The sequence below is a fragment of the Petrachloros mirabilis genome (assembly GCF_975968855.1).
The window spans coordinates 16,469-36,164 of record NZ_CDLUDY010000003.1 but is presented as its reverse complement, the minus strand read 5'-3'; the positions used below and the strand labels follow the sequence as shown (position 1 = coordinate 36,164).

At 53.8% G+C, this 19,696-nt stretch carries 20 protein-coding genes; 7 read left to right on the top strand and 13 right to left on the bottom strand.

What is annotated here, in order from left to right:
• The 8 genes from ACWVCN_RS00200 to ACWVCN_RS00165 form a co-directional block, all read right to left on the bottom strand.
• The coding region (locus tag ACWVCN_RS00200) for a TlyA family RNA methyltransferase (RefSeq protein ID WP_455243483.1) at positions 1-491 on the bottom strand (491 nt) is incomplete at its 3' end.
• Between the two features lie 72 nt (positions 492-563).
• Positions 564-809: an exodeoxyribonuclease VII small subunit gene (xseB, locus tag ACWVCN_RS00195; RefSeq protein ID WP_455243482.1), complete on the bottom strand. Its 246-nt coding sequence runs from the start codon at positions 807-809 to the stop codon at positions 564-566.
• A 60-nt stretch (positions 810-869) separates the two neighbouring features.
• Complete coding sequence (gene xseA, locus ACWVCN_RS00190) at positions 870-2,243, bottom strand: exodeoxyribonuclease VII large subunit (RefSeq protein WP_455243481.1); 1,374 nt, start codon at positions 2,241-2,243, stop codon at positions 870-872.
• 4 nt (positions 2,244-2,247) lie between these two features.
• Positions 2,248-3,027 (bottom strand): TIGR00282 family metallophosphoesterase, encoded by a 780-nt coding sequence (locus ACWVCN_RS00185; protein ID WP_455243480.1) that lies wholly within the window; start codon positions 3,025-3,027, stop codon positions 2,248-2,250.
• Positions 3,024-4,592: a ribonuclease Y gene (gene rny / locus ACWVCN_RS00180; RefSeq protein ID WP_455243479.1), complete on the bottom strand. Its 1,569-nt coding sequence runs from the start codon at positions 4,590-4,592 to the stop codon at positions 3,024-3,026. Before rny ends, ACWVCN_RS00185 begins: the two co-directional genes overlap by 4 nt.
• Positions 4,593-5,182: 590 nt before the next feature.
• Positions 5,183-5,479 (bottom strand): cell division protein ZapA, encoded by a 297-nt coding sequence (locus ACWVCN_RS00175; protein WP_455243478.1) that lies wholly within the window; start codon positions 5,477-5,479, stop codon positions 5,183-5,185.
• Positions 5,472-5,726 carry a cell division protein ZapB gene (gene zapB, locus ACWVCN_RS00170; protein WP_455243477.1) on the bottom strand — a complete coding sequence of 85 codons (255 nt, stop codon included), beginning with the start codon at positions 5,724-5,726 and terminating at the stop codon, positions 5,472-5,474. The genes ACWVCN_RS00175 and zapB overlap by 8 nt, the downstream gene beginning before the upstream one ends.
• A 75-nt stretch (positions 5,727-5,801) precedes the next feature.
• The gene (locus ACWVCN_RS00165; RefSeq protein WP_455243476.1) at positions 5,802-8,087 is read right to left on the bottom strand and encodes a lytic transglycosylase domain-containing protein; all 2,286 of its coding nucleotides are present in this window, start codon (positions 8,085-8,087) and stop codon (positions 5,802-5,804) included.
• Between the two features lie 130 nt (positions 8,088-8,217).
• Between ACWVCN_RS00165 and rlmN the strand changes: the two genes are divergently transcribed.
• The 4 genes from rlmN to larE are packed head-to-tail and all read left to right on the top strand — an operon-like array spanning position 8,218 to position 12,924.
• Entirely contained in the window at positions 8,218-9,300 is a 1,083-nt protein-coding gene (gene rlmN / locus ACWVCN_RS00160; RefSeq protein ID WP_455243475.1) for a 23S rRNA (adenine(2503)-C(2))-methyltransferase RlmN, read from the top strand.
• Positions 9,301-9,330: 30 nt separating this feature from the next.
• On the top strand, positions 9,331-10,710 hold the full coding sequence (locus ACWVCN_RS00155) for a M16 family metallopeptidase (protein ID WP_455243474.1): 1,380 nt from the start codon (positions 9,331-9,333) through the stop codon (positions 10,708-10,710).
• A gap of 3 nt (positions 10,711-10,713) precedes the next feature.
• Positions 10,714-12,081, top strand: coding sequence for a M16 family metallopeptidase (locus ACWVCN_RS00150; RefSeq protein ID WP_455243473.1), 1,368 nt, complete (start codon positions 10,714-10,716; stop codon positions 12,079-12,081).
• Between the two features lie 21 nt (positions 12,082-12,102).
• Positions 12,103-12,924 (top strand): ATP-dependent sacrificial sulfur transferase LarE, encoded by an 822-nt coding sequence (gene larE, locus ACWVCN_RS00145; RefSeq protein WP_455243472.1) that lies wholly within the window; start codon positions 12,103-12,105, stop codon positions 12,922-12,924.
• 18 nt (positions 12,925-12,942) lie between these two features.
• Here larE and atpF read toward each other — a convergent pair whose 3' ends face one another.
• The 4 genes from atpF to ACWVCN_RS00125 all read right to left on the bottom strand — a co-directional run bounded on the left by atpF (position 12,943) and on the right by ACWVCN_RS00125 (position 14,796).
• A complete protein-coding gene (atpF, locus tag ACWVCN_RS00140; protein ID WP_455243471.1) occupies positions 12,943-13,449 on the bottom strand; it encodes a F0F1 ATP synthase subunit B in 507 nt (168 codons plus the stop codon).
• A gap of 79 nt (positions 13,450-13,528) precedes the next feature.
• Positions 13,529-13,759, bottom strand: coding sequence for an ATP synthase F0 subunit C (gene atpE / locus ACWVCN_RS00135; protein ID WP_053381401.1), 231 nt, complete (start codon positions 13,757-13,759; stop codon positions 13,529-13,531).
• 36 nt (positions 13,760-13,795) lie between these two features.
• The gene (locus tag ACWVCN_RS00130) at positions 13,796-14,545 is read right to left on the bottom strand and encodes a F0F1 ATP synthase subunit A (RefSeq protein ID WP_455243470.1); all 750 of its coding nucleotides are present in this window, start codon (positions 14,543-14,545) and stop codon (positions 13,796-13,798) included.
• Positions 14,546-14,574: 29 nt separating this feature from the next.
• A complete protein-coding gene (locus ACWVCN_RS00125) occupies positions 14,575-14,796 on the bottom strand; it encodes an AtpZ/AtpI family protein (protein WP_455243469.1) in 222 nt (73 codons plus the stop codon).
• A 174-nt stretch (positions 14,797-14,970) separates the two neighbouring features.
• Between ACWVCN_RS00125 and ACWVCN_RS00120 the strand changes: the two genes are divergently transcribed.
• From ACWVCN_RS00120 to ACWVCN_RS00110, 3 genes are all read left to right on the top strand, one after another.
• The gene (locus tag ACWVCN_RS00120; protein ID WP_455243468.1) at positions 14,971-16,431 is read left to right on the top strand and encodes an anthranilate synthase component I family protein; all 1,461 of its coding nucleotides are present in this window, start codon (positions 14,971-14,973) and stop codon (positions 16,429-16,431) included.
• A 2-nt stretch (positions 16,432-16,433) separates the two neighbouring features.
• The gene (locus ACWVCN_RS00115) at positions 16,434-17,303 is read left to right on the top strand and encodes an aminotransferase class IV (RefSeq protein WP_455243467.1); all 870 of its coding nucleotides are present in this window, start codon (positions 16,434-16,436) and stop codon (positions 17,301-17,303) included.
• A gap of 107 nt (positions 17,304-17,410) precedes the next feature.
• On the top strand, positions 17,411-18,109 hold the full coding sequence (locus ACWVCN_RS00110) for a transglycosylase SLT domain-containing protein (protein WP_455243466.1): 699 nt from the start codon (positions 17,411-17,413) through the stop codon (positions 18,107-18,109).
• Here the strand turns inward: ACWVCN_RS00110 and nadB are convergent.
• Positions 18,045-19,694 carry an L-aspartate oxidase gene (nadB, locus tag ACWVCN_RS00105; protein ID WP_455243465.1) on the bottom strand — a complete coding sequence of 550 codons (1,650 nt, stop codon included), beginning with the start codon at positions 19,692-19,694 and terminating at the stop codon, positions 18,045-18,047. The genes ACWVCN_RS00110 and nadB overlap by 65 nt on opposite strands.
• Positions 19,695-19,696: the final 2 nt, after the last annotated feature.

Genomic DNA, 19,696 nt, shown 5'->3' with positions numbered 1-19,696 from the left:
GGCAACACAAGTGTAAGAGATATGAAGGATACATCGATCACGGCCAGATCAATTGCGTCGGCGACCGCCCTTCGTTCGATGTAGCGGACGTTCGTCCGTTCCAGCAAAACGACCCGTGGATCTTGGCGCAACTTCCAGTCGATGAGTCCATACCCGACATCAACTGCGTACACTCGTTTCGCGCCCCTTTGCAAGAGACAGTCGGTGAACCCTCCTGTTGAACAGCCGACGTCAAGACAGATCTTATCGGCAGGGTTGATCGCAAACGCATCCAGCGCCGAAGCCAGTTTTTCGCCAGACCGACTGACGTACGCAGGCCCCTTTTCAATTTCGATCCGCGAATCAACTCCCACAAGTCTGGCAGGCTTATCAACAACAATTCCGTCGACGAGCACCCCGCCGGCAAGGATCGTCCTTGCGGCAACTTCTCGACTGGTTACTAGCCCCCTGGTCACTAGCAACCGGTCCAGCCGTTCCCTTGTCACAGGCATCGAATTAGGCTCTCTTGGATGGGATACTGAGGAGGCAGGAAAATACAATGTCGGGCGAATGGACAAATTGCTTTACGGAGATTCGTCCCCTTCATCGTCTGGCGAAAAGGCATGAAGTCGTTTTTTCCCGTTCTTGTCCTGCACAAGCACTTCGACTTTTCGCTCCGCATCTTCTAAAATTTTCAGGCAACTCTTGGATAATCGAATACCTTCTTCAAAGATTTTCAAAGATTCATCGAGCGGGAGATCACCCTTCTCCAATTCGCCGACAATCGCTTCCAGTCGGGCCATAGCTTGTTCGAACTTTACTCCACCCACGAAATCATCTGTCCTTTCTTTCAATTCACCGGCTTCATTATACTCACCTGAGTCCTGATTTTAAACCGACGCATCTGGCAAAATGCTATCAACGGTGCAACGGAGTTCCCCCTCGCTCAAATGTGCGACAACCTGGTCTCCGACCTGGACATCCTGTGCTCTTCGAAGGATTACGCCGTCGCGGGCGGTGAATAGGAGACAATAGCCGCGCCCTAAAATCGCCAAAGGGCTGAGGGCATTCAATCGCGCCACAGTCGAACCGATCAGACGCCTACGCCTATCAAGTGACAACGACATCTGCCGCTCCAAGCGCGTGATGAACTGCGGGATAACTGCCAAACCGCCTTTCACCAAGAAAACTGGGTTCAACCTGGCCAAATCATATTGCCTCTCACGGAAGACTTCGCGGCCAAGTGTCAGCCGTTGATGCAGAAGAGCTTTGAGTCGGGAGGTCACTTCATCGGTCCATTGTGATTCTTCCTGAATGCGAAAGCGGATATGTGTCAATCCTCTTAACTGTGTATCAAGTCGCTGCCGTTCAACTCGGCAATGTCGGCTCATCGCCTGCTCAGTCCGGATTGTCAGCTCATTCATTCGCTCCGCCACTTCCTCAAAAACCGGCACAACTGTTTCAGCCGCAGCCGACGGAGTCGGCGCGCGGTAGTCGGCGGCAAAATCCGCCAGTGTGACATCGACCTCGTGCCCGACGGCTGATACGACGGGAATGCCGGAAGCTACGATCGCACGGACCACAATTTCCTCATTAAAGCTCCATAGGTCCTCCAGCGACCCACCTCCGCGACCTACGATGATGACATCCACGTCAGATTCTTCGTTGAGTAACCTCAACCCATCGGCGATTTGTCGTGCAGCTCCTTCACCCTGTACCTGCACCGGAACAATGACGACGCGCAGAAGCGGCCACCGACGTTTCAATACAGTCAGAATATCCCGAACCGCAGCGCCGTCGATCGATGTGACAAGCCCGACGGTACGAGGGAACAGTGGAAGGGGCTTCTTTCTGTTCTCATCGAAAAGACCTTCGGCAGCCAGTTTCTCCTTGAGTTGATCGAAAGCCATTTGCAGCACGCCAACACCCTTCGGCTCCACCGTATCAATTACGATCTGATATTCCCCGCGCGGCTCATACACTGTCAGTCTTCCCCTGACAATCACCTGCATACCTTCTTGCAACACAAACCGCACTCGCATGCCATTTGATCGAAACAGTACCGCACGAATCTGGCTCGACTCATCCTTGAGAGTGCAATACACATGGCCGGATCCAGGAGTGCGGAGATTAGAGATCTCTCCTTCGAGCCATAGATTGGAATATTCCAATTCTATGGTTGTGCGGATCATCCCGGTGAGTTCGGAAACGGTCAGGATTTGTCTGTTGGGAGGTAATAACGTCTGAGAGCGTCCTTTTTCCATCCAGTTAATCGAGTATACGAATCCGTTCGATGGACAACGCTTTTCCGATACGGGCATCCAGATCAAGCAACACCGCGCAGAATACTGTCGGACCTGAGGCAACTTCAAATCGCCGCGGCATCCCGGTGACAAACTTCTCGATCGCTAGCTCTTTCTTGACGCCGATCACCCCGTGCAGAGGACCGGTCATCCCGATATCCGTCAGGTACGCGGTCCCCTTCGGAAAAATCTGCTCGTCGGCTGTTTGCACATGAGTATGGGTACCAACCACCGCTGTAGCTTCACCATCCAAAAAATGTCCCATCGCCATTTTTTCAGACGTCGCCTCCGCATGCATGTCAACGATCACCGCCGCCACATTTTGCTTGAGTTTGGCCATTTCCCGTTTCGCCGTTTGGAAGGGGCAATCCAGCATCGGCATATAAGCCCGACCCATGAGCTGAAGTATCCCGACCGCTTCGCCACCGGGAGTTTCAATCACTACGCTCCCTTGCCCCGGCACACCTTCTGGATAGTTGGCCGGCCTGAGCAACCGTCGTTCGCGGGGGAAATAGTCAAGCACTTCCTTCTTATCCCAGGCGTGATTACCGGTAGTAATGGCAGATAACCCCATTTCGAACAATTCTTCAGCCAGATCAGGCGTGATCCCGAACCCTCCGGCTACGTTCTCACCGTTTCCAACTACTATATCGATCTGGCGCTGAGAGATCAGACGGGGAAGGGCCCTGGCAACAGCACGACGCCCCGGCTCGCCCATGATATCTCCGATGTAAAGCAACTTCATTTTGCGTACTCGACGTAGCGGCTCTCGCGGATGACCGTCACCTTGATCTGGCCCGGATAAGTCAGCTCCTGCTCGATCTTTTTCGCAAGGTCCCGAGACAACTGGAACGATTCAGTATCCGTCACGTCTTCCTGCCTCACAATCACACGAATTTCTCGACCAGCTTGTATGGCATAAGCCTTTTGCACACCTTTCTGTGAATTCGCCAGCGACTCCAACTTTTCCAGTCGTTTCACATAAGATTCCAACGCCTCTCGCCTGGCCCCGGGCCGTGCTGCGGAAAGAGCCTCAGCCGCCGCAACGAGAACTGATTCCGGGCAAATCGGTTCCACCTGTTCGTGGTGCGCTGCTATGGCATTGACGATCTTCTCGCTCTCTCCGTACTTTTTGGCAATTTCCGCACCCAGCATCGCATGAGGGCCTTCCTCTTCGTGGCTCACCGCCTTCCCAATATCATGCAGCAGGGCTCCTCGCCTGGCTAACCTGACGTCCAAACCCAATTCGGACGCCATGATTCCACAGATATAGGAAGCCTCGCGCGCGTGGTAGAGATTATTTTGACCATAGCTGGTCCGATACTTCAGGCGCCCCAGCACCTTGATCAATTCGGGGTGGAAATCAGAGAGCCCCAATTCGAAAATGATCTTTTCGGCTTCTTCGTACATCAGCTTGTCGATGTCGACTTTCACCTTCTCCACGATTTCTTCTATCCTGGTGGGATGAATCCGCCCATCGTGAAGCAGCCTCTCAAGTGACACTTTTGCAATTTCCCGTCTGAGTGGATCGAACCCGGATATAATAACGGCTTCAGGCGTCTCATCGATGATCAGATCAATCCCGGTGGCCGCTTCGATGGCCCTTATGTTCCGGCCTTCCCGCCCAATAATCCTGCCCTTCATGGCGTCGTTGGGGATTTGCACTACGGATATCGTCGACTCGGATACATAATCACGTACCACTCGTTGGATTGAAGTCGTGATGATCTCGCGAGCTTCCCGCTCCGCGTTCTCTCGCGCTTCTTCCAGTGTGCGCTTAGCAATCCCTGCGGCATCCAGACGCGCCTGAGTTTCCATCTCTTGAAGTAAATGTTTTTTCGCTTCGTCTGCCGTCATACCGGCTACCCGTTCCAACGCCTCGCGGTGCTCCCGCTCCGCCTGAGCACAAGACAACTCCTGAGCAGTAAGCCTCTCCTCCCGTCTTCCAAGCTCCTGCTCCCGCTTGTTGGCTTCAGCCTCGCGCTTTTCTAACGAACCGATCCGCTTGTCGATGGATTCTTCGCGGAGCATAAGCCGCTTTTCGGACGCGGAGAACTCTCCTAATCTGACCTTCTGCTCCTTTTCCAACTCTGCTTTGGCTTGGAACACATGATCTTTGGCTTCTAGCTTGGCTTCCTTGACGATGTTTTCCGCCTCGCGTTGCGCATTCAGAACCAGGTGACGCGCCTGCTCTTCATCTTGTGCCTGTTTAGCCGCAGCAGAGGACCGGCGAACGAGCTCGTACAAGCCTACACCGATCACTGCACCAACAATCCCGATGAGGAGATAAATGACTAGGGAGGTCGACATTGGACTGACCCCTTTCACGAGCGAGACGGGGAACGTCTCTCGCCCTCACATGAATAACCTTAATAACCTTGTGTAAATCCTGTTCGGCAGATGCGTGAACAAACCGGATGGAGGAAAGAGGACAGGTGAACCGAGGTGTGAGAACCCAGACCTAGATACGACTTTCGAAGGTTGAACGCCTGGCTGGTCTTCCAGAGTATCCAATTGCCCTTGCCGAAACACTTCTAACGCCGTGGACCCTTCGGTCCCTGAGACCTATACGGGCGCCCCCCACCTGTACAGTGACCTGGGCCGGGATGTCACCGAGCACAGGACAGATCTTCACCAGGCCATCAAAGCACCTGGCACAAAAACCTGCGAGGGTTGAGAGCAGAAGGACAATCGTTCGGAGAGAATTGTTCAATTCCGACACCACCAGCATCAACAATCTCACGTTCATACCCAACAATAACGAAATCGTACCTTTAAAGGCTCTTCCGGTTCGAAAAAACAGAATCCTGTTCTCCATCGTCGGTGAACCGCACTCTGACCGACTAGCTATCTAGCTGATAGGCACGATAGCAAAGGCCACGTTGCCAATGCAAGCGCAATTAACGAAACAGCGAGGTCGGAACATGTTCTTCGATTGAATCCATTAAAGAGGCCATCCGGCGATCCACGTCAGCCTCTCCCTGGGCACGCTTCTTTTCTGCTTCAAACATCTGGTGGGCAATGTTCAGAGCCGTCAGCACAGCAAGCTTCGACGGCGTTGTCGTATGCATACCTTCGGCTAAATGACGCATCTGTCCGTCAACGAATCCTGCTAGCTTGCGGATATACGTCTCGTCCGCCTCTCCACGAATGGTATACCTCTGACCGTAGATCTCGACATCTGTCGTCTTAGTCAAGGGCCACCTCCTTGCGTTCCTCAAAGCATTCCAATAGCTCGATGTCTCCAAGCACCTTCTCGATACGGAACCGAATATCTCCTCGCTCTCGCTCCCATCGCCGATTAGACTCACTTTCGTCGGTGAGCCGTTGGCGCAATCCCTTGAGATCATCTTCCAAGGAAGCGTTTTTTTTCTTCAACTCATGGACAAGCTTCACTAAGTCTTTGATACGTGTTTCGAGCGCATCCAGTCGATCCAATGCCATACTATCTCGCCCCTCCTTCAGACCCCTACAGGTTGGGCGGCACTATAGGAACTTGCCTAGATCTTGTCAACGGCCTCATGATGCACCATTGAGGCGTAAGTATTCCCGATAGCTCCGCAACACCCGCTTCACGTAGTACCGGGTTTCCTGATAGGGAATCAGCTCCACGAATTCGTCTTCGCTCTGTCCGCGGAATTGGTCAATCCAGCGTCCAACCGCAATCGGCCCGGCATTATATGAGGCGATCGTATATACGAGGTTTCCAGAAAACCGGTCGAGCAACTGTTCTACGTAGCTTACCCCAATGCGAATATTAATTTCTCGATCAAACAGATCATCTCGTTCAACGGCAGGGAGTCCGACTCTCCGTGCAACATTCTTCGCTGTCGCCGGCATCACCTGCATGAGCCCAATTGCGCCGACTCGTGATACTGCGTTCACGTCGTATTGGCTCTCTTCGCGAATAATCGCAGCTATCAGATGCGGATCCACACCCTTTGCCTCTTGAGCCTTGATTGTCGGCAAGAGCCCTGATGGATAGGCCACGTGCCAGAGTTCTTGAGGAAGCGCCCCGCCCGTCCGCTCCAGCTGATCCCGGAACCTGGCTCGTGCCAAACGCAGTGCATGGTGATAGGCCCCAACCTCATTTAAGAGGGTGGAGAGCACGGCAGAGGCGTTCGGATCTCGGCTGTACTGGTCAGTCAACACAGCAACTTCGTGGGCGGCATCCTCATCCAAACCCAATTTTTTCAGTTCAATCGCTCTACGGTAGGCAATCTGCGATTCAAGCTCTTCGCGAGTGAGCAGAGCCTGCTGGTCCTCGTCACTGCTCAAAGAATGGTTGTTTCCGGGCATGGAATTGTCGAGCACCTCTCGGTTTTCCGATATCGTGGCTCGTTCGCGGGCCAACTGACAATAATAGGTGAAGGGATAACGTTGACAGACACGATGGTAGTAGTCTTGCGCCTGAGTATCCTTCGTTAATTCAGCACTGCGACCCATCCAGTACAACGCCTGAGGTTCAAAGTCGAAATCATGTTGATCGGCAAGTGAACGAAAAGTTTCGAACGCCTCACGGAATTGTCCTGTCCGGTAATAGACCCACCCGGCCCGCCATAGCCCTTCCGCTCGTTGTGATGCCGGCTCTCCATGCTTTGCCATCAGACGATACCGTTTGATCGCCTCGTCATACTGCTTGTGGTCTTCCAGCCAGATACCGGCAAACAGGTTAATCTGGCCCTTGCGTTCCGCGGACAGACGCATGGAAGCTGCCGTGCTGGAGAGATTCAACAGTTTCTGGCCTTCCCCCTGTCGGAGATAGATGCGGGCCAGCCATACAAGAGCCTCGTGTGCGTGAGCTCCCTTTTTCTTAACCAATTCACCGAAGGTCAACCGAGCCTGGTCGTATTGCCTGAGCCGTACCTCCGCGATCCCTATCTTCAATTTCGCTTCGGAGCTCCGAGCGGTGCGAGGTTCCGCCTTGAGAAACTGATTTAACTCCTCGATCGCTTCTGCATGGAAAGCTTGCTTGAGATAGGCTTGGGCTCGAAGCAATCGTTCGGAGGGACCGACCATCCATTGTTCGCCTCCCAAATTAGTCGACAACAGACCTTCCGCTTCCTTCGCTTCCGGCGTATATGGGAAACGCACCCACAATTCTTTCAAAGTTTCTCGCCCCTCGGATATCTTGTTTTCACGAAGCTGGCAGGCAGCCTGACGTAGATACGCTTGCGCCGTTTCAGGCTCCTTGTCGCTTAATGAAATGGCCTTGACGAACCAATTAACAGCTTCGGGGCAACTTGATGCTTGATACCACGCCTCACCAGTACGATAGGCCGCTCTTGTCAATATGTTAGAGTCTGGAACCGCCACCGGAATACTCTCAAACATGACCGCAGCCTGTTTCGAATCTCCCAGATTCAGTGTTGCATCTCCAATCCAAAGCCGAATGTAATCGTCAAGCACCGGGAAATCGCGTTGAGCTTCACGGAACAATGGTAGAGCGGCCGCAGGATTTCGTTCCGTCAACAACAATGCTGATAAAAGGCCAGCCCGCTTCGCCCACACAGTGTCTGGAAATTGCTCTATTACGCTCTGCAATCGTTGGAGCTTGAGAGCGACCACTTCGTCGTTCGTCAGCGCATTGCCAAGTCGTTCCTTCGGATAAACTGCGGCCTCAAAACAACTCTCGGGAGGGCCGCAAGGCACTTTGTCACTCGATGGAATATTTGGATCGGAGGGTGTCCCTATCGATTCACTTGAAGATAAGATGACGATACAAACCAAGAACCCGGATGTGAGCATCATCGAAAGGCGAGGCAGGAATGATCGAATGATACCGTCTCGCACAAGGAGCCTCACAGGACGCTTCTACATATATAGCAGCCTCTTGCCATCCTTGCCAGCGGATCCGATGAAGTGTCCGATCCTTGTTCACCTTTTTCCCGCTGTGTTACGCTGTTTCACGCACCGATAGGGAGGGTTAGCTCTGGTGTCGGACCACACACCGAAGAATCTCTTAAGTCTGGACGAGCAAGGCATGACTGAACTCGTTGCCCGTTACGGCTGGCCTGCGTACAGGACAGGCCAGATTCTCCGTTGGCTGTATCAGCGGCGGGCCAAGACAATTAAGCAAATGACGGACTTGAGTCAGGCTGACCGGTCCTTACTGGCCAGTGAATATGTGGTCGGGCGGGTCGAAAAATGGGTTATTTTACGCTCTTCCGATCAGACGAGAAAACTGATACTCACCCTTGAAGACGGGGGAACGATTGAAACAGTGATTATTCCAGAGGGGGACAGACTCACACTCTGTGTTTCGACGCAAATCGGTTGCACACTGGACTGCGGCTTTTGCCTGACTGGCACAATGGGATTGAAACGCAACCTCAAGCCCCACGAAATTGTTGAGCAAGTATTGACAGCACAGGATCTGATTGATTCTGGGAAACAGCTTACCAACATTGTCTTCATGGGTATGGGTGAACCGCTCGCCAACCTAGAATCTTTGTCGGAAGCCGTACGACGAATGACGAATAAATCCTGGGGATTAGGGTGGTCACCTCGACGAATTACCGTCTCCACGGCGGGCATGGCTTCGCGACTTGAGAACATTGCGCCGTTGGGCGTTAATCTCGCTATTTCGCTGAATGCCACGACGGATGAACAACGGGCAACCCTGATGCCGGCCGTCAACAGCATTGCCCCCCTCAAGACTCTCTTGGCCGCTTGCCGCCGCTATCCACTGCCTCCCCATCGGAGATTGACTTTCGAATATGTTCTCTTGGCCGAAGTGAATGACCGAGAAGCGGATGCCCACCGGCTCGTGAAACTCATCCGGGGCATCCCCTGCAAGGTCAACCTGATCCCCTTCAACCCGTTTCCCGGCAGCCAGTTTCAGCGTCCAACGGATAGCGACATCTTGGCCTTCCAATCGATCATCAAACGAGCCCGCATCGACACGTTCATCAGAAAGAGCCGCGGTCGCGATGTCCTGGGAGCTTGCGGACAACTTGGCGACCTCTCTATAAACCAAGGAGTGGAAACCTTGACACAAATTGAATCCCGTTGTTAGCATGCATCGTCTCGATTCTCACCACCAAATATGACCAGTTCGCGTTTCCGGCACATTGTTTTCTGGCTCCTTCCGCTGATATTCCTGCTTATTGGGGCTGCCCAACCAACCGGCGCGGCGGAACCCAATGAATACATTCTTTCCAACGGGATGAAAGTCCTTCTGGTTGAGGTCCCCAAGGCTCCAGTGGCTACAGTTCAGGTCTGGTACAAGGTCGGCTCTCGTAACGAAGTGATGGGGAGAGCGGGTCTTTCCCACATGCTGGAGCACATGATGTTCAAGGGCACGGCAAAATATCCGAAAGGCTCCTTCTCGCGCCTCATCCGCAAGAACGGCGGGATGGACAACGCCTTTACCAGCCAAGACTTCACCGCGTATTTCGAGAATCTTGCAGCCGATCGGGTTGAACTTGCCTTGGAGATGGAGGCCGATCGGATGCAGGGGCTGATCTTGGACCGCAAGGAACTGAACACGGAGCGTGAGGTAGTCAAAGAAGAACGCCGTCTCCGAAGCGAGGACGATCCCCAGGGCGCATTGGTGGAAACCCTATTTGCCCAAGCCTACTTAAGCCACCCCTATCATTGGCCGGTCATTGGATGGTTCGGGGACCTGGATGCCATGACCCTCGAAGATCTCCAACGCCACTACGATACCTTCTACTCACCGAATAATGCGACCTTGATTGTTGTCGGCGATATTAATGCCGAAACCTTGCTCCCCACAATCAAACATTTATTCGAACCGATCCCGAGAGGGCCCGAACCCAAACCGGTCTCGACGATGGAAAGTGACCAGCGGGGCGAGCGGCGGTTTCTTCTCAAGCGGGAAGCCCAAGTTCCCTTCGTCCTAATGGGCTACCGTGTTCCCAACTACACGAGTGAAGATTCCTACGCACTGGACGTGTTAGAGACAATTCTCTCCCATGGGAAAAGTTCTCGCCTGTACCAAAGTCTCGTTTACGAGCAGAAACTCTCGCTGGCCGTCGGAGCAGAATATGGTCTGATGCAAGCCGATCCGGGATTGTTTTACTTTTATGCCCTCGTAAGTCCGGGACAAAAGGTTGAAGCCGTTGAAGACGCCCTCAACAAGGAAATCAAGCGCCTCCAGAACGAGCCTCCGTCAGATTTGGAACTCCAACGGGCCAAGAATCAGGTGGAAGCCGCCCGCGTCTTCGAGCAGGACTCCAACTTCCGCCACGCGATGCTGCTCGGGCAGGCAGAGACGGTGGGAGCAGGTTGGCGCAAGGTCGATCAGTTTCTGGATCGAATCCGTTCGATCACAGCAAAAGACGTTCAACGGGTTGCGCGCCAGTACCTGATCGAAGATAGACGAACGGTCGGGACCTTGCTTCCGTTACCTCCCAAACTACCTGATCAGCCCACGGGAGCCAGCTCTAAGGGGAAGCACTAGCAAATGGAACCGATCCGAACAACACTCCGACGTCGGCGATATCCTTGGGCATTCAGACTACTGCTCACACTGTTCATCAGTAGCGTGTTCATTTCATCTGCAACGGCAGCCGAGCTCGTTCCCACGAAATTCGTGACGAACAACGGGATCACGGTGCTCGTGCTAGAACAACACTTTCTGCCGATTGTCGAAATCCATGCACTGATCAAAACCGGGTCGGCTCAAGATCCACCGGACAAGGCAGGATTGGCAAATTTGGTCGCCAGCTTGCTCGACGAAGGGACCACCGCCCGTTCTTCGAAACAACTGGCGGAACAGATCGACTTTGTCGGCGGGGCTTTAGAAGTCAGAGCCTCCGAGGACTTTACTACCGCCTCAGCGCGCGTGCTTAAAAAGGATGTGGAACTGGGCTTCACCCTCCTGGCCGACATCATACAGCATCCAGCTTTCCTTAAACCGGAATTCGAACGGATCCGATCACAGATCCTTGGCGAGATGGTCAGCGACAACGACGATCCCGGCCATGTTGCCATGAAAGCCTTCAACCAACTGGTCTTTCACGGCCACCCCTATCGCTGGCCGCTGAACGGCACGGAAGAATCGCTCAGTAAAATCACACACGCCGATGTCTTGGGCTTCTACGCCAAGGAGTATGTGCCAACTCAAGTGATTCTTGCCGTCGTCGGAGACGTGGCAGAGGAACAGGTGACAGGATTAGTCCAAACTCACTTCGGAGGGTGGAAAAAAACCGCGTCTCCAGCCCGGACCACAAAAAAAACTACCGGGATCGAACGCAAGACCGTCCAGTTGATTGAAAAGGATCTCACCCAATCAAACGTTATCCTGGGCCATGGCGGCATCAGCCGCACGAACCCAGACTATTATGCCGTCACAGTGATGAACCACATTCTCGGTGCCGGAGGTTTCTCTTCACGGCTAATGGATTCGATCCGCGACAAGCAGGGTCTCGTTTACGGGATTATGAGTCACTTCGACGCACGCCTGATGCCAGGTTCATTTTGGGTGAATTTTCAAACACGCACCGAAGCCACGAATCAAGCTATTCAGAGCGTGTTGGTCGAACTCAAGAATATCAGAGACACGTCGGTTTCCGATGAGGAATTGTCGGAAGCAAAATCCTTCCTGATGGGCAGTTTCCCGCTAAGATTGGATTCCACCGCCAAACTGGCGCATGTGCTAGCTCAAGTGGAATTCTATGGGTTGGGGTTTGAATATTTCTCGCAATACCCCAAATGGATCGAGCGCGTCACAAAGGAAGACGTCCAACGCGTCGCCAAACAGTACCTTGATCCACAGCGCTATGCCCTCGTCGTCGTCGGCAATATCGCCAAAGCGAAGTTAAAACATTAACTGACTCCATTGCGAATGTCTGTGACTCCTTCCACTTCACCCGAATACCCATCAGCCAAATTTGATCGTCTCCGCAACGTGATCGCAGAAATGCAGTCCGTGTTGGTCGCATATTCCGGCGGAATCGACAGTGCATTGGTTTTGAAGGTGGCATACGAGGAACTGGGTGAACATGTACTTGCCATCACAGCCTTATCTCCGACTTTTCCGGCTGAAGAATTGGAAAATGCCCAACGGGTCGCACAAGAGATCGGTGCCCGCCACGAATTCGTGCAAACCGACCAGTTGGCTGTCCCGGAATTCGTCAGGAATGACGCCATGCGCTGTTTCCACTGCAAGACGGACTTGTACCAACTGTTGGAAGGCATGCGTCTGTCCCGGTCCTTCCAATGGGTCGCAGACGGAACCAATCTTGATGACCTCGGTGATGACCGGCCCGGCATCAAAGCAGCACGCGAATTGAAGGTCAGGAGTCCACTGGCCGAATGCTCGTTTTCGAAAGCTGATGTGCGGGCTGTGGCTCGGCGTCTAGGACTCTCCTGTTGGGACAAACCGGCCGCGGCCTGTCTTTCTTCCAGAATACCAAGAGGTATTCCCATCACCTTTGAAAAACTCCGTCGCGTCGAACAGGCAGAAGCTATATTGCATGCCGAAGGGTTCGTCCATATTCGTGTCAGGGATCATGGAGATATCGCGAGGCTCGAAATGGAACGCGGAGAATTCACACGGCTGGATGATCAGGAATTGAGAGCACGCCTTAGTTCACACCTGCGCAAGCTCGGCTTCCGTTTCGTCTGCGTGGACTTGGAAGGGTACAGGGCGGGCGGCGTCAGTTTGGGCTGACCCGCCCCATTCTGGATCTTATCGTGTGGTCGATTTGGCCAACGCGTCGAGTGCCTCGTCGGCGAAGCGACGGTGGTCTGTGTCGCTCAAGCTTCTCTCTACAACTTTTTCCGCCACCATCAAGGCGAGGTCGGTCGTTTGAGCCCTGATCTCTTGAATGGCTTTGCGCCGTTCATGATCGATTTCTCTGGTCGCGTCGCCTTTGATCCGTTCCGCCTCCACGGTCAGCCGCTGTTCGTTTTCCTCCATTAACCGTTGCGCACGTTCCTTGGCGGCCAGCAAGATGTTCTCAGCTTCTTTCGACGCGGCATTGAGCTTCGCCTCATATTCTTTCAGGGTTCGCTCGGCTTCCGAGCGATGCCGCTCAGCCTGATCAAGACTGTCCTTGATCTTCTTCTCCCGCTCTTCAAGCACACTCAAGATTCCCGGAAAGGCAAACTTGTAGAGTACGAAGAGCAGAATGCCGAAAGACACCACCTCCCAAAATATCAGCGAAGAGAAGAAATGCGATTCAAACTGCGGCATGTGAAATTTCAGGCACTGGGCACGCGACGCAAGGTCAGAGCACGATCTCCGACCTTAGCCTCTGGCCTCTGGCCTGCTCCTATTTCCGCAGGCCCATGATGATGAACGCAATGACCAGACCATAGAGCGCGATGGCTTCAACCAGCGCGAACCCGATCCACATATACTTACCGACACGGCCTTCCGCCTCCGGCTGGCGGGCAACGGCTTCGATCATCTTGCCGAAAATGTATCCAATACCCACTCCGGCCCCTGCAAACCCCGCTGCGGCCAAGCCCATACCTAACAATGCTGCGGCTGCTGAATCCATCGTGTCTTACTCCTCCCTTGTCTGATCTGCCACGCGTCAATGCGCGTGATCATCGTGGCCGTGCAAGTGAAATGCGTCTCCCAAATAGACGCAGGTCAGCACGGTAAAAATGTATGCTTGAATAAAGGCGATGCCGACTTCCAAGCCGTTCATCGCAATTGTAAAGGCAAAGGGCAGCCAACCGATCAGCAATCCCCCGCTAACGGCCAGCCCGAACAACACTCCAAGAATAACGTGCCCCGCCGTCATATTGGCGAACAATCGGACTGCCAAGGAAATAGGACGAGCCAATTGGCTGATAAGTTCGATCGGAACCATCAACGGCAACAACCACCCTGGCGTGCCAGGCGGCACGAGAACCCCGAGAAACTTTGCTCCGTGCAACAGGAAGCCCATCACAACGCTGAGGCCATATACCGCACAGGCGAATACGGCTGTCACAACAATCTGACTCGTCACGGTATAGGAGCCTGGGACCAACCCGAGTAAATTGCAGAAGAGAATAAAGAGGAACAGGGTGGCAACGAGTGGGAAAAAACGCATCCCGTCCTTCCCCATCGTATCGAGGATAATGCCACGGATGAAATCCACCATCATTTCAGCAAGGCTCTGCAACTTCCCCGGTACGAGTTGACGCGCTGAACTGGCCATGATCATCAGGATGGAAATCAATCCGACCACCACCCACATCATGATGACGGCCTTATTGATCGAAATATCAAGACCGCCAAGATCGATCGGCACATAGTTGTGCAGCTCAAACGGATGTAACGGACTTTCTTCCATGGAATTCTTCTTGATCTCCTATGAAGGAATCAACTCTTCGGCCATCGTTGTGCCATGCGGTAGGCGTTTCGAACTCCCGCCGCAGCGCCGAGCACAAGTCCCACCACCATCCCCCAGGGACTTGTCTCCAGGACGTACGTGTCGACTGCCCACCCAAGCCCTCCCCCCACGATTAGCGCAGCCAGAAGTTCCGTTCCGATCCGAACGGCCTGGCCAAGCCCCGCGTAAAACGGATCCTGTGTAGGGGGCATCTTCTACCCACGTGCAGGCGAGTACGCATGCGGTAACTGAGCAAGGTCTCTCCCAATGGCGGGCGGGCAATTCAAGCAGAATCCTCATGAATTTGTCAAGTTGGAGCTGCTGGGAAACAGGAGGATTGCTGGAGTATAGTGAGGCACGCATCACACGGTCTACAGATTCTCCTTATGGCAGATTTCTCGCGAGCATCTTCATTCCTCGACGGTCCTCCCCAACCTCTCGTCCTTAACCTACAGGGACGCGGCGAGAGCACCTTGGACCTCTATGGAAGAATCGCTTCTTCCTCACAGCCTTCCTTTTTACTCGAAAGCGGAAAGAGTCCCGCCGGGGTGCGCGCGTATTCGTTTATGGGAAGTGGGCCTGTATCCATCGTCCACGTTTCATCTGATCAGTCTGAAACCAGCGCAGATCCCTTTCATCCCTTGAGGCAGGCCCTTGGCGGCCGTCGGATCGAGGGAACGCCTGATCTGCCTCCCTTCTTTGGCGGGGCCGTTGGATACTTCAGTTACGACTTCGTAAGGCGGCTTGAAACGTTGCCTTGTCTCGCCCTCGACGACCTCTCCATTCCGGATGTTAACTTTGCATTGTTCGAATTAATTGCGGCCATTGATCACCTCACAAACCATATTCAACTCATTTTTTGCCCTTCGGTTGAAAGATTTCTTGGCGAATCGCGTGACAAACTTTATCGTGAGGGCTTAGATCGATTGGCTGAGTTGGAGTCAAAGCTGACGGCGCCGGGTCTCCCGCATGACGCAGACACCGTCAAGGATCCCGTTGTTTTCATGGCAGAACAGACACGAGAAGGCTATGAGAATCGCGTTCGGCAATGCCAACGGTACATTTCCGCCGGAGACATCTATCAAGCCAACCTGTCTCATCGTTTCGCTATAAACATCCCGGAGCTTGCCCGCACCGGATATGGACGCCTCCGTTACGAACAGGCCCTGTATCGAAAATTGCGCGACATGAATCCCTCCCCCTTTTCTGGCCTCCTGCATTTTGACGAGGTGTCTCTCGTCAGTTGTTCACCGGAGCGGCTCGTTCGAATTCAAGGGCGTTGCGCAGAGACGAGGCCGATCGCTGGCACCAGCCCACGCGGAGAGACCAATGCCGCCGATAAACTGCTCGTCGGCGAGTTAGTTAACAATGAAAAGGAGCGGGCGGAACATTTAATGCTCGTCGACCTCGAACGGAACGATCTCGGAAGAGTCTGCGAATTTGGAAGCGTGCGCGTCGACGAATTCATGGCTGTAGAGCAATACTCCCACGTCAGCCACATCGTTTCGAACATCAGCGGAAGGTTGAGAGCTGATGCCACACCGTTCGATGTGATTAGTGCCACTTTCCCCGGTGGAACGGTTACCGGTGTACCAAAAATCCGCTGTATGGAAATCATCGAGGAACTCGAGCCGGTTCGCCGAGGCCCCTATACCGGTTCCTTCGGTTACATTGGATGGAACGGCAATCTGGACCTGAACATCATCATCAGAACGCTTGTCCTCGCCGCCGGGAAAGGATATTTGCAGGTTGGAGCCGGTATTGTCGCGGATTCCGATCCGGCAAAAGAATATGAAGAAACGCTGCACAAGGCAAAGGCATTCTTCAGCTCCCTCCAAGGACTTTAACGATGTGGATCTACCTGAACGACCGTTTTGTCGATGAAAAAGAAGCGCTTGTTTCGGTCTTCGACCATGGCTTTCTCTATGGCGACGGCGTGTATGAAACAATCCGTTCTTATGGTTCCCGCATCTTCATGCGGGACCAACACCTATCTCGCCTACAACGCTCGGCTGACGCAATCGGCTTGAGAATTCCCAAACTAAATTGGCCGGCACTTCTACACGAGGCCATGACACGCAACGAAGTGGGCAATGATCAAGTCGATGCCTATATCCGAATCACAGTCTCCCGAGGCCCAGGGGACATTGGACTTGATCCTGCGTTGTGTCCCAATCCGACGATCGTCATTATGACCAAACCACTCACACCTCCTTCTCCAGATCACTACAGAACAGGTGTGTCCTTGATAGTAGCCAAGACGAGGCGCAACCTGCCAAGCGCTCTGGATCCGCAGATCAAAGCCACCAATTTCCTGAATAATATCTTGGCCAAGCAGGAAGCGATTGTCGCCGGAGCTTTCGATAGTGTCTTACTGAACTGGGAATCACACTTGACCGAATGCACCGTGAGCAATCTTTTTTTTGTGAAGGATCGCCGGCTCTATACCCCTTCCCTTTCATGCGGAATCCTTGAAGGAATCACACGCAGTATCATCCTCACCTTGGCGCACGAAGGGCAGATCCTGGCCGAAGAAGGTGCCTATACTGTGGCCGACCTCCAAAAAGCGGATGAGTGTTTCCTCAGCAATACGTCGATGGAAGTCATGCCGGCGACGAGCCTAGATCATCGACCTATAGGAAAGGGTGACCCAGGACCGATCACCCAACAACTCCACCAAATATTTGTCGCCAATCGTACAAGATTCCTCGCACCCTAGGTTCAGCACGCCATTGTTCTTATTGAACATTCTCCTGCCGCAGCCCGGCATGGGATCTGCATTTCCTTGACAGCCGAAACCAGACTGATATCGTTGGAACCATGCTCATGAGGACAAAAAGACTGTTGTCTAGCCACGTTACATCATTTCAGAAACTCTCTGCCGTTGCAGCCCTCGGCCTTTTAGTTGCACTCTCCACAAAGGAATCTGGAGCCGAGATCTACCAATACGTAGGAGCCAACGGGACTATCTCCTTGACCAACGTCCCTTCCGATGCACGTTATCAAAAGATTGAACTCGATTCGCCTCGCTTACACGAAGTCCTATCAGAACGAGAACTGGAACCAGTGATCAAACGCCATTCGTCGAGACAACGTCTGCACCCTGCTTTGATCAGGGCCGTTATCAAGGCCGAATCAAACTTTGATCCACGCGCCGTTTCGCGAGCCGGCGCAATCGGGCTCATGCAGCTGATGCCGCAAACCGCCGTGCGGATGGATGTGCGGGATGTCTACGATCCGGACGATAATGTGGCAGGCGGGACCAAATACCTACGGCAACTTCTTGATCGCTTCCATGGAAACCTACCGCTCGCACTCGCAGCTTACAATGCCGGCGAAAACGTCGTCGACCGTTACAAGGCGTTGCCTCCGATCGACGAAACCAGACGGTATGTGCGCAAGGTGCTTCATTACTACCGGACATTTCTGGTACGGGACGGCGTGATTACCGAATGGCATGTCAACCGGTCCTCCCGCGCATCGCAAGCAGAAGGCCTTGAGACTTCCGAGGTTTCTTCCCGCTGATTCCGTCATTCATCGCAACGCGACTGTGTTGCTGCCAGCCCGGGCGCTTCGTTTGAGGAAAGTCTGCTCGGTAATGTGCCCCCACACTATTCTCCCTCCACAGCGCTGCCTCGGCGATACATTGCGCAACTTGGATCATGTTCTTCACTTCCAATGCCGCTCGATTAAAAAACGGTTGGTCAACCAACTGTGCCCAACGGGAGAGCTGTGCGCAGGCCCTGATAAGTGACTCTCCTGATCTGATGACTCCGACCTGCCCCCACATAGTTCGCCGAAGAGAGTTCCGGAGTTTCTCAACGTCTTCGAGCGAGCCGATATGCTCTGTCTTTAAGGATGCTTCGTGAGCCGACAAAGAGGGTATCTCGTGTCGGTCTGCAAAAGCCACAGCCGCCGAGGCTGCACGGGCGCCGAACACCAATCCTTCCAACAAGGAATTGCTCGCCAAACGATTCGCCCCATGAACGCCGCTGCAGGCCACTTCGCCCGCTGCGAACAGCCCTGGTACCGAAGTGGCCCCGTTCAGATCGGTCCACACTCCACCCATCATGTAGTGCGCGCTGGGTGAAACCGGAATCCATTCTTCGGTGATATCGATGTCGTAACGAAGACACGTCGCATAGATAGTCGGGAAGCGCCGCTTGATGAACTCCGCGCCCAGCTGAGTGACGTCAAGGTACACATGCCGTGCCTTCGTCGCCGCCATTTCAGCCCAGATGGCCCGCGACACGATGTCGCGCGGGGCCAAAGCCCCCATCGGGTGATAACGGTGCATGAATAACTGGCCTTTGCTGTTTCGCAACTGTGCCCCTTCCCCCCGCATCGCTTCGGATAACAGGAACGGAGGACTTGATGGGAGGTAGAGGGCGGTGGGGTGGAACTGAATGAACTCCATGTCCTGGAGGATGGCACCGGCACGGAGCGCCATGGCGATACCGTCTCCCGTAGCGTTCACCGGGTTGGTCGTACGGGCATAGATCTGTCCGATTCCGCCGGTCGAGAGAATCACGGCACGAGCAGGAAGGATGAAGCGACGCCCCGTACGTTCGTCCATCACGAACGCTCCACAGCAGCGGCCTGCTTCGACCAGAAGATCCACCGTGAAGTGATAGTCCAATCGCTGAATGCGCTTCTGCCGCATGACTTCCGCAATCAACACCCGTACCATTTCGTTGCCTGTGGCATCACCTCGTGCCCGCAAAATTCGGCTCCTGCTATGTGCGGCCTCACGCGCAAATGCAAATTTGCCTCCGATCTTGTCAAACTTTGCCCCCCACCGAATCAACTCTCGGATGCGCCGAGGACCTTCTTCAACAAGAACACGTACGGCTTCTTTACGACACAACCCATGACCGGCCTTCAAAGTATCCGTCAGATGTATGGAGACGTCGTCCTCTTCGCTCATAGCCACAGCCACACCACCTTGGGCCTGGATCGAACTGCTCTGAAGTGGATGCCCCTTTGTCAGGACCAAGACACGTCCGGACCGACTCAACTCGAGTGCGGCACGTAACCCTGCGACACCGCTCCCGATGACGAGAAAATCAGCCTCTGGGGTTGGAACAGATGGGAAACGGCGCAAAGCCATAT